General features: G+C 47.6%; 10 protein-coding genes and 2 pseudogenes. 11 read left to right on the plus strand and 1 reads right to left on the minus strand.

The window, feature by feature from the left end; translation table 11 throughout:
* Positions 1-7: 7 nt before the first annotated feature.
* Positions 8-181: pseudogene (locus CMM32_11415) on the minus strand (hypothetical protein).
* A 208-nt stretch (positions 182-389) separates the two neighbouring features.
* On the opposite strand from CMM32_11415, the gene CMM32_11420 reads away from it, so the two are divergent.
* The 11 genes and pseudogenes from CMM32_11420 to hisD all read left to right on the plus strand — a co-directional run bounded on the left by CMM32_11420 (position 390) and on the right by hisD (position 10,577).
* Positions 390-1,226 carry an alpha/beta hydrolase gene (locus tag CMM32_11420; protein ID MBT07502.1) on the plus strand — a complete coding sequence of 279 codons (837 nt, stop codon included), beginning with the start codon at positions 390-392 and terminating at the stop codon, positions 1,224-1,226.
* A gap of 268 nt (positions 1,227-1,494) precedes the next feature.
* Positions 1,495-2,610, plus strand: a complete 1,116-nt coding sequence (locus CMM32_11425; protein MBT07503.1) for a phytanoyl-CoA dioxygenase — start codon at positions 1,495-1,497, stop codon at positions 2,608-2,610.
* Between the two features lie 580 nt (positions 2,611-3,190).
* Positions 3,191-3,487, plus strand: a complete 297-nt coding sequence (locus CMM32_11430; protein ID MBT07504.1) for a hypothetical protein — start codon at positions 3,191-3,193, stop codon at positions 3,485-3,487.
* An 80-nt stretch (positions 3,488-3,567) separates the two neighbouring features.
* Positions 3,568-4,944, plus strand: coding sequence for a hypothetical protein (locus CMM32_11435; protein MBT07505.1), 1,377 nt, complete (start codon positions 3,568-3,570; stop codon positions 4,942-4,944).
* Entirely contained in the window at positions 4,934-5,305 is a 372-nt protein-coding gene (locus CMM32_11440) for a hypothetical protein (protein MBT07506.1), read from the plus strand. The genes CMM32_11435 and CMM32_11440 overlap by 11 nt, the downstream gene beginning before the upstream one ends.
* Before the next feature lie 68 nt (positions 5,306-5,373).
* Positions 5,374-6,276, plus strand: coding sequence for an acyl CoA--acetate/3-ketoacid CoA transferase subunit alpha (locus CMM32_11445; protein MBT07507.1), 903 nt, complete (start codon positions 5,374-5,376; stop codon positions 6,274-6,276).
* Positions 6,273-7,103: a hypothetical protein gene (locus CMM32_11450; protein MBT07508.1), complete on the plus strand. Its 831-nt coding sequence runs from the start codon at positions 6,273-6,275 to the stop codon at positions 7,101-7,103. Before CMM32_11445 ends, CMM32_11450 begins: the two co-directional genes overlap by 4 nt.
* Positions 7,104-7,223: 120 nt before the next feature.
* Positions 7,224-7,529 (plus strand): annotated as a pseudogene (locus tag CMM32_11455) (hypothetical protein).
* Between the two features lie 57 nt (positions 7,530-7,586).
* Complete coding sequence (locus CMM32_11460) at positions 7,587-8,309, plus strand: hypothetical protein (GenBank protein MBT07509.1); 723 nt, start codon at positions 7,587-7,589, stop codon at positions 8,307-8,309.
* A 174-nt stretch (positions 8,310-8,483) separates the two neighbouring features.
* Positions 8,484-9,188: a hypothetical protein gene (locus CMM32_11465; GenBank protein ID MBT07510.1), complete on the plus strand. Its 705-nt coding sequence runs from the start codon at positions 8,484-8,486 to the stop codon at positions 9,186-9,188.
* Positions 9,189-9,362: 174 nt separating this feature from the next.
* A complete protein-coding gene (gene hisD, locus CMM32_11470) occupies positions 9,363-10,577 on the plus strand; it encodes a histidinol dehydrogenase (protein MBT07511.1) in 1,215 nt (404 codons plus the stop codon).
* The last annotated feature ends 60 nt before the right edge of the window (positions 10,578-10,637 follow it).

Genomic DNA, 10,637 nt, shown 5'->3' on the forward strand with positions numbered 1-10,637 from the left:
TGTTGAGATTAAAGGATTGGAATCGCTCGAAATTCATGGTGGCGAGGTTATCGCTGATGTGCATCAGACGTTTCAGGTCCTCCGCNGTCTGGGNCTTGGCAACGATCGCGAGTTCGTGAGTATCGTNNAGCAAACGCGGCTTAGTTATCGGGACNCCCGTTTTAGTTGGGGNCATATTCATNTTTTTTGCGGGAGAGAGTAGCGTCAGNATNATTTATCCTTTCCTCCTAACATCAACCTAGACAATCTAGATTTGTATGCGTGGGTTTTTAGCCCCATGAGACTACGCATCTTCCTCAAAAATTCAAGCGCCTTGCCACTGGAAATGCCTGTATATAGGATCCGGAAGCACACTTTACTTGCATTGAGTTGAGGGTAACGATCCGGTGATGAAANTTTTAGGAACCGGCCTTTTCATTGGCAGTTTGATATACGTTGGATTGTGTCTAGTTCTTTACCTTTTTCAGGGACGATTGGTTTTTCATCCCTCTAACTCTTTGGTGGCANCACCTGNTGAATCGGGGCTTGTCTATGAGGATGTTTACCTAAAATCTGGGGATGCCCGCATCCACGCTTGGTACATTCCGAGTGATGACGCCCAGCTTACTATTCTCTTCTGTCACGGTAACGCCGGTAATATTTCCCATCGCATGGAAACGCTGTCGTTGCTCAACAACATGGCGGCAAATGTTTTAATTTTTGATTATGCGGGCTTTGGCCGTAGCAGCGGTAAGCCAAGCGAAGTCCAGACCTATCGCGACGTCGAGGCCGCCTGGAGATTCTTGATTGAAGAAAAGTCTGCAAAGCCCNAACAAATCGTATTGTTTGGACGCTCTTTAGGCGGCGCTATAGCAACNTGGCTNGCGGCAAGGGAGAGCCCTGGTGCGTTAATTCTCGAATCAACTTTTACCTCAATAGTTGCGATGGGTACTAAATTATACCCAATATTTCCTGTTAACCTACTTGCGCGAGTCCGATACGACTCCTCCAAATTAATTGGGAAGGTTACGAGCCCCATACTCATTATTCACAGTCGTGATGANGAAAGCATTCCTTTCAAGCATGGACTCGCTCTGTACAATATTGCAAAAGAAACAAAAGAATTTCTCGAGATTAGAGGGGCTCACAACAGTGGGTTTTTAGATTCGGGCACGGATTATATTATTCCCCTNGAATCTTTTCTCAGGAAAGTGGAAGGAGNTATGTTTCGATCGTTTGCAGCATAACGTGCCGTGAATTTTTTGATGTTTGTCATCTTCCTTCCAACGTTGTTCATATTTAAGCCTTAGCTTAAGTCGTTAAATAAATTAACGGTAATTTAANAAGAGTATTTTGAAGTTNAGTTGTATNTCCGAATCGGGTGCTTTCTGCGGAAATCACTCGTATGCAGTGCGCAATATTCTTCGATTTTTTAATTGGATGTTTTCNGAAAAGATCTTCGGATGCTACANTCTATGATAGAGNGTAGCAACATTGTCGTGTGGAGATGAAAAGATGGGCGATTATTTCAGTGATGGAGAGCAAAAAGCCTACGCGTTGCCCAATCGTGGGCCTCTAAAATTTACCAGTGATGGAAATTTGGATCCCGATATTCTTGCTGCATATTGGCGCTATGGTTTTTATGTCCTAGAAGGTGCCGTTGGTGCCGAGGAAGTTAAAAGTCTAGTGAAAGATTTCGAAAGTGCGATAGCGCGGGCGCCCACCCATCAAGGTGCGGATNTTGATGCCCAGGGAGAACCTTCTATTGATCATGGGTTTGAGAGTGTTAGGTTCAAGTTTGCCAAGCCTTTAAGCGATCCAATGGGCGCTACAGACAGCACTGGGGGCCGCTATCCTGTCAAAATGACTGAATTTGAGGCACCTTCTGATGGGCCAGAGGAAGTGCTCCTGACTATTGGCGGAAGTATGCAGATTATGGAGTCCAACCTTAGACTATATGGACACCCGAAATTATTGCGGGTTGCTGAGTCGATCAACGGCCCCGATTTTGTGCCTTTTAAGGAAGCAGTTTGGGTTAAGCCTGCTCACTATGGCGCCGCGGTATCATGGCATCAGGATGGCACGACGCATTGGGAAAATCCTAACCTCGATGCCGGAACACACGGGTTTAACTTTATGGCACAGTTGTATCCCACCAATCCGATGAATGCGCTCTGGATAATTCCGGAGAGCCATGACAAAGGTAAAATGGATATAAAGAAGTTGATTATGGAAAACGGTGGGTCAGATAAGCTGCCCGGAGCTGTGCCTTTGTTGTGTGCCGCCGGTGATATTGCCATCTGTAGCCGACAAATGCTCCACTGCTCTTTTCCCAATAGGTCAGATCAGCCACGTGTGACCTATGTCTTTGGCTTCCACCGGCGTGCATCGGTCCAGGGGGTAGAGGGATGGGACGCTGGAGATAAACAGTCTTTTTGCTACGACGACGAACGTATTCATCGGCGCTCGCGGGTCATACAACTGGCAATTGACGCTCGGCAACAGTGTTACCCAGAAGAGGCTCCCTACCTATATCGGCCAATGGCTGCGGAGGCTGGTTCATTGCGTTGGTCTGAAGAAACTCGTGAGACAGTTCTCAGAAACTACAATCAACTGGATTTAGGGATTTAACAGGCTTCCGGGCCTTNTTNNTNGGCTTTCATAGGAAGTGATCGTGTGCCTATGGAAGTCATTTGCCTTACATGCAGATCTAGATGCAGATTGGGACGCTGTCATGTGCAATAAAACAAAACCAGTTCAACCGCGGCGGTTCCAAAAACTTCAAAAACTAGATCATATGCAGCATCGACGCTGTATGAGCCCCGTCACGCCTATATCATTATTATAAATATCGACAGAAAACGACTTGGAAGTGGATGTCAAAGAAGAGTTCATAAGTGGACTTAAAACCCTCCGAAACGACCCTTGCTTTCTCTCCGTGGTTTTAGACAAACAAACTCTGAAAGAAATTGAAGAGGATTGTATCAAACGGAACCACTACTTCCACTCCACTGGTGATATGTCAGGTATCAAACACACAACTTATTCAAGCTATACTAACCTTGCTTAATCAGTAGAGTATAAGAAAACTATATTTTTGAATGACGCAGAGGAAACATGTAAAATGCAATCATCTGGTGGATACCTTTTTATTGTCGATAACAGTATTTTTGGCAACAATTTGGTAATTAGTGATTAGAGGGATAATAAGATGCAAAAACTATTCGTTATTCTCCCATTTGTTTTTCTAGTTGGCATTGTAACCAGTGCTTTAGCCGATACAGATAATATTTACAGTCATTATAACCGTATCTATCTGGAGGATGTAAAAGTTAGTGAGGATAAATGTATGGATGCTGCATTGTATGGGGAAAGGACGCATATTCCGTATGGTGAGAGTCATTACGTTGTGAGCCACGACGGGCTGTATTTTCTGCTCGACAGACAGTCTGATGGAAATGGAATGTATATTAGGTGCTGGGCCTACCAGAGAAGTGTTGGCAATTAAAAATTTAAGCACATAGCCTAGAGCGCTTCGCAAGCCCAGGAGTTAAGGCCCTTGATGCGGATTTGGTGGGAAAATTTTTGATGAGTTCGGACAAAATGCATATTGGAAATGCCGCTGCTTTTGCTTTTGATCGGACGGACGTGGGCATTCCAGTTGTGGAGTCCCTGGTATCATCAGGGAAACCATCGGCACTGTTTTATGAAACTCTAGCAGAACGTACATTGGCATTCGCTCAGCGAGAACGCCTTTCCGATCCCGAGAAGGGTTATTCACCGAATATCGCGGGTTTCGTCGGCCCGGTTTTACAGCGCTGTATTGAAAGCGCAGTGCCGATTATCGGCAATTTTGGGGCGGCAAACCCGATGGGCGCCGCCCGGCGGTTGCACACTTTGGCCAAGGAGTTCGGTATTTCTGGATTGCGTGTGGCAGTTGTTGATGGCGATGATCTTCGGGAAAACATTCGCGGTTTACAAACTAAACAATGGGGCAAAGAGAAACCTCTCGACTTGGCAAATACGAAAATTCTCTCGGCCAATGTTTATATGGGGTCGCAGCCGATAGCAGACGCGCTTGGTCAAGACCCACATATTGTCGTCACTGGCCGGGTAACGGATTCTGCCCTGGCGTTAGGGCCGTTAATGCATCATTTCGATTGGGCGTCGGACGATTGGGACAAAATGGCAGCGGGCGTTTTGGCCGGTCACCTGCTTGAATGTGGTGCGCAAATTACTGGTGGTTATTATGCTGATCCTGGTCGCAAGAACGTTCCGGGATTGGCAAATGTTGGTTTCCCAATTGCAGAAGTGAACGAAGACGGTAGTCTGATCATATCTAAGCCAAACGGTACGGGTGGTGTCGTTAATACCCGCACTGTTAAGGAGCAAATTCTTTACGAGGTGGATGATCCGGCCAATTATCTGACGCCAGATGTAACTCTCGATATCTCGGAGGTTGAGGTGGAGCAGGTTGGGCTAGATCGGGTGCGTGTTTCTGGGGCTAAGGGAAAACCGGCTCCAGATAACTGGAAGGTTACGATTAGTGTTGATGGTGGTTGGCTTGGGGAGGGGGAGATTTCTTATGCTGGGCCGAATGCGCTAGCTCGGGCCCGGCTCGCGGCACAGACGATACGGGAGCGGGTGGATATTCTGGGGCTAGACTGTGACCTTCGAACCGATTTGATAGGAACAATCAGTATTCATGACGGGGATACGGGTCAGCTAACAAGGTCTTTCAGCGGAGAGCCGCAAGAGGTGCGAATGAGAGCCGCAGCTAATGCAAATGATGAAGCTACTGCCGCCTTGGTCGCGCGAGAAGTTGAGTCGTTATATTGTGCAGGTCCAGCTGGCGGGGGTGGGGTGCGGCGAAATACCACCTGGCGGGTCAAGACGGGATCAGTTTTGGTGCCCAACAAGGATGTGAAGCCAAGGATAACTATGGTGACTGAAGATGACATATGACGGAAAAGTTGAGGTGCCGCTCTATGAAATCGCACATGGGCGCACAGGAGATAAAGGTGATCGCTCAACTCTCAGCATTATTCCCTATGACCCCAGCGCCTACGCAGTGATTGCTGAACAGGCGACGGAAGAGCGAATGCTTGCGATGTTTCGCCATCGTGGCGCTACCGAAGCGCGCCGGTACGACCTACCCAACCTCCAGGCTTTTAATTTTGTTATCGAGAACGTACTGCAAGGGGGTGTCAACAGTAGCCTTAACCTTGACGGCCACGGCAAGACACTTTCGTTTCTCGCATTGACGATGACTGTTCTTGTAACCCCAGAAGTCCTTGAGGCGGCAAAAATAGCGATCAGTGATTAGCCATATTCTTTCCGCCGAATAACTTCCCAGGTTTGTTTCTTAATAAATTTGCAGTTAGAATTGGTTTTATGGCTTTAAGAAAGAGTAAGCAAGTTTCCTTAGCTGATGCAGTGGGTCGTGTAGGCGATGGTGCACGCATCGCCCTTGGGGGTTTCTCCGTTTATCAGCGTCCTATGGCCTTTGTGCGAGAACTGATCCGCCAGAGTCGGCGTGACCTGACCGTTGTTGGGGTGGTCAATGGCCCGGAGGTTGACATGTTGGCGGGATCCAATGCACTAAAATGTGTAGAAAGCTCATATGTGGGTTTGGAGAAGTTTGGGCTTGCGCCAAATTTCCGACGGCGAGTGCAAGAGGGTAAACTGGAGATGGTGGATTACCCCGAACTTATGAGTTGGGATCGATTTCGTGCAAGCGAGCAGGCCCAGACTTTCCTTCCAGTATCGTTTCTTGGCGGCAGTGATGTTGTGCAGCGCAATCCCAAGATTAAAGAGTTTGACTGCCCGCTTACTGGCCGAAGGCTTTGGGCGGTGCCGCCCGCAGATCCCGAAATAGCGATTATCCACGCCATCATGGGGGATGAATACGGCAATGTTTTGGTGCCACGTCGACGTTTGTTACCACAAAGCCTTGATATCACTTTAGCGCGCTCTTGTGACCGTATCATCGTTACGGTTGAGCGTATTGTATCCAATGACGAAGTTCGTCGGCAGGCGGAGCTTAATCAAGTTCCATCGTATCGAGTCGAGTGCATAGCCGAGGCCCCTTGGGGTGCNCACCCTTGTCCGGTTCTTGGAATTTCCCGCATCGATGAGAGTGCCTTCGAGGAGTATGTGAGGGCAGCTAAGACAGACGAGGGCTTTGCCAAGTATCTNGACGCGACGGTACACGGTTTATCGGATCACGATGCCTATCTTGAGAACCTAGGGGTGGCGCGACTTGCTGCATTACAAACCACGGGGGTGGGCGCGTGACTGTGGCTTGCAGCCTTTCAGAACGACTGGCCGTGCTATTGGCAAAAGAGTTCAGCGATGGGGAGGTGGGATTTACCGGGNTGGGGACAGGACGCGCNGCGGCGGTCTACATCACTGGAATTCCACTAGCTGCTATGGCGCTGGCCCAACGCACGCATGCGCCAAGCCTTACGGTGTTATTGGCCGGTTGGTCGCACAACCCAGATCTCTCGCAGNTGCACNGTCTGCCTGANCTGGAGTTCGACGAGCGTCTGCGTGATCTTCCCTGCGAGGCACAGTCAATTGACTATCCAGGACATTTTGTACTCAAACGTGGTGATATCAGCTTTGGGTTTAGCTCCGGTGTACAGGTAGATTCGCAAGGTAATCTTAACGGTGTTTGCATTGGCAATCCCGATCGCCCCGATGTGCGTTTGGTAGGGCCCATTCTCCACCCTGAGCACATGACTTTGTTCGGGCGGGAATACATAATGATGCCGCATCATGAGGCACGGAACTTTGTTGATAAAGTTGATTATGTTTCCGGCGTTGGTTATCCAGGCGGCCTTGCAGGGAGGGCGGAGTTAGGCCTTCATAGTGGTGGCCCGGCTCTAGTTATAACGCCTAAATGCATTTTCAATTTTGACCGTGAGATTGGTCGTATGACGGTGCGCTCCATCCACGCTAGCGTTAGTGAGGCGGCTCTGCGAAGTGCGACCGGTTTTGAGCTTGGTGACCTGTCAGATGTGCCTCCGACACCGGAACCCACAGAAGAAGATCTACATTTGCTTCGGAATGTTGTGGATCCGCGGGGCCACTTATTACCCGATTTAGATCAGGGGGAATAGCGAGGCTTTAGGGNGCGATGCTATGTACGTTGATGGTGACCTNACTGCCTAAAGTATCAACGCAGTTTNGTCANTTAAGCTAAAAGTAAAACTGTAGATTNGGCACTTGTTCAGAGANTAATGGGAGGGTTAAGAATGACGTATNGGNGAGTATTCATTGGNACATTTCAGGGCGACCGGGATTGGTCATCTGAAGTAAAATTTTTTGAAGAAANGATNGTTCCTGCGATGAAGGCACGTGGAGCGATTTCGACNGAAATGATCCATGATAATGGGGACATGTTTGTAGCAACTGCGACATATGAAGATCAGGAAACGGCNGATGCTAANCCNGNNGGGATACANGNNCTCCGNAAAAGTATCATNGAGGNATTTAATCTTGATCGGATGGATGCATATGGTGGCACAATACTGAAGGGTTTNTAGTTGTCACAACTTAANTANTTCAAGGTATTTAANTTGGGAATTGCATAGGGAATNTAAATGNCTGCTAGANGTTTGAAAGAGNGAATCAATAAGGGCGAACTCTTGATAGGGGTTTCTGTGCCTATTAATTCCACTTTGAATGAAGTNGAAGAAATAATAAGTAAGGATGACTATGCTTTCGTTACTACCGANAGCCAGCACNCGGCNTTCAACGAAGAAACTTTAGTGAATTTATGTCGACATACAAAGAAGCTAGGTATCCCAANACAATTTAGAATTAAACATACCAGAGATACTTACCTCATTGGTAATATCTTAGACCTCGGACCTTTGGGGATCGAAGTGCCTCAGGTAAATGATATTGAAACCGTAAAGGAGGCTGTAGACTATTTTTACTATCCGCAGGAAGGGTTACGCAGTTGGGGTGGTGTGGAGCGTTATGGCATTGAAGAAATATCGGATAGACTGGAATATAGCGATTGGTGGAATAATACNGGATACTTATGTCTTCAAATGGAGTCATTGAGGGCTGTTACGTCAGCTAGGAANCTNGCAATTTCGGGTGTGGANTGCCTAACTTGGGGGCCTAATGACCTCATGTATGATATTGAGGCTCACCCAAAACACCCATTGCAAACTGTGGATGACTGCGTAAAACACGCGTTGGAACAGCTGGAAGGCACGCAAACTAGGATTAGCTTTCGAAGTTACGATCATAACTTGAGAAACAAATATTGGGATATGGGGGTTACCGTCTTAATGGAATCCCCCAAGAAGTAAGTTAATTGGGAGNAGTGCATTAAAGTTGATGCCATTCGGAGAGAGTTTTATTTAAGACTCTGGGTAAAGCACACTGGGGGCGTTTGGCCCATGCTTTTAATTTTGGGACGTCTTTGGGGTACCGATAATCGATTTATGGAATGTCCGACCTATTAGGAAAGAACGGCGCTTGTTATGAGAAATTTTAGGTTTTTGGGGCTAGTTATTTTGNTNGTATCTCCTTCGCAAGCGAGCGAAATTGTNNACTGGAAAGACTTAGTTGAACGAGACGGTATCTACTANCAAAAAATTGATGAGACTCTATTTACGGGGCAAGTGGATGGTGCAAGAGAGCGCGGGCATATCAGGGAAGGCAAAAAGGATGGCCTTTGGGTGAGTTATTGGAACAATGGAGAACTNCGGGCTCAGGGATCTTATAAGGATGGCAAGAAAGAAGGTCCTTGGATTAGTTATCAGAGTAACGGCGAGATGTGGAAGAAGGGTAGTTANAGCGCCGGAGAACGGGATGGTTCTTGGGTTATTTATCAGAGTAAAGGCGAGGTTTGGAAAAAGGGCGACTATAGTGATGGGGCAGAGGAAGGCCTTTGGGTTGTTTACCACGANAATGGACAGTTGTGGATACAGGGGGNTTACAAAAAAGGAAAAGCAGAAGGTGTCTGGGTTTTCCACCACAGCAATGGCCAACTATGGAAAGAAGGCGCTTACCAGAATGCAGAGGAAGAGGGGCCCTGGCTGGTCTATCATGAGAATGGCCAGCTATGGATGCGTGGAAGTTACAAAAATGGGCATCTGGATGGGCCGGTTGAGGTTTATGATAAAGCTGGACGAGCGAACGAGCAGGCTACTGGGTTTTATGAAGGCGGCCGTAAAACCCATTAACTGGGTTTATTAAAATAGATNACCCTTTCGATTCTTACCTTTTCGACAACCTATAAACGGTGTGTGCAGTAATTTGGGTGCTTGCAATATATTTATAAAATTCAGATGGAAGGGCATCGTGAGAAAAATCCAGTTGTGCTACAAAGTGACGATATTCGAATTAGGGGGAATGTTATGGCGAAATACTTAAAACAAGGTTTGGCGCAAGCCGAGGTAGATGAGGCAGATGCTAAAGTTCGCGCTCAGGTAGAAGGTATACTTGCCGATATTGAGACCCGTGGCGACCAGGCGGTACGGGAGTTATCGGAGAAATTTGATAATTGGAATCCCACCAACTTCCGTCTTACCGAAACAGAGATTGAGTCTGCTATGTCAAAGGTCAAGAAGAGAGATCTTGATGACATACGTTTCGCGCAGGAACAAGTCCGTAACTTTGCGCAACATCAAAAGGCAGCTTTGAANGACATAGAGGTTGAGACGATTCCAGGAGTAGTGCTAGGACATAAAAATATACCTGTAAACTCGGTTGGGTGTTATGTGCCNGGAGGGAAGTATCCCATGGTAGCNTCGGCCCACATGAGTGTGGTTACGGCTAAAGTTGCNGGTGTNCNTCGCATNGTNGCTTCAGCGCCACCTCAGGAAGGTGCTCCTCACCCGGCAATTGTAGCGGCAATGCATATGGGGGGCGCCGATGAAATTTTGGTAATGNGAGGAATACAGGCTGTTGCTACTATGGCCCTGGGGACGGAAAGTGTTGCCGGTGTTGATATGCTTGTAGGTCCTGGAAACATGTTNGTAGCCGAGGCTAAACGGCANTTATANGGNAGGGTNGGCATCGATTTATTTGCTGGNCCCACAGAGACCCTNATTATTGCGGATGAGACTGTTGATGGGGAACTTTGTGCCGTTGACTTNCTCGGTCAGGCTGAACACGGCCCCACCTCNCCGGCGGTGCTATTAACAACATCCCTTCAGTTGGCNGAAAGTACAATTGGTGAAGTGGANCGACAACTTTCNATCCTTCCAACTTCTGATATAGCTAANAAGTCGTGGGCCGATTATGGNGCAGTTATTCTTTGCGATGATATNGAGGAAATGTTGANGGAAGCNAANCGNCTNGCCTTCGAACANGTNCANGTCATGACGAGNGATCCANATTATTTTCTCNACGGTTTGACCNATTATGGTGCGTTGTTCTTAGGGCCCCGCACGAATGTTTCGTTCGGAGACAAGGTAATAGGAACAAATCACACTCTTCCGACCAAGAGGGCGGGTAGATACACCGGTGGTCTGTGGATAGGAAAGTTTATAAGTACCTTGGAAACGGTACAATGGGGTACAGACGAGGGAAGGAAGGCTCTGGAATATGTCGGGGACTGGGAGGAATGAAAGGAAAAGAAAGAAAAGGTAAGGGAACTTGTAAGGGACATGTGTCGATACATAAGGGAA

The organism is Rhodospirillaceae bacterium, assembly GCA_002728255.1.
Taxonomy (GTDB): Bacteria; Pseudomonadota; Alphaproteobacteria; order UBA7887; family UBA7887.

Excerpts from the sequence above, each read along its gene's own strand:
- CMM32_11430 (MBT07504.1), top strand. The coding sequence starts at position 3,191 with ATGCAAAAACTATTCGTTATTCTCCCATTTGTTTTTCTAGTTGGCATT.
- CMM32_11435 (MBT07505.1), top strand. The coding sequence starts at position 3,568 with ATGAGTTCGGACAAAATGCATATTGGAAATGCCGCTGCTTTTGCTTTT.
- CMM32_11440 (MBT07506.1), top strand. The coding sequence starts at position 4,934 with ATGACATATGACGGAAAAGTTGAGGTGCCGCTCTATGAAATCGCACAT.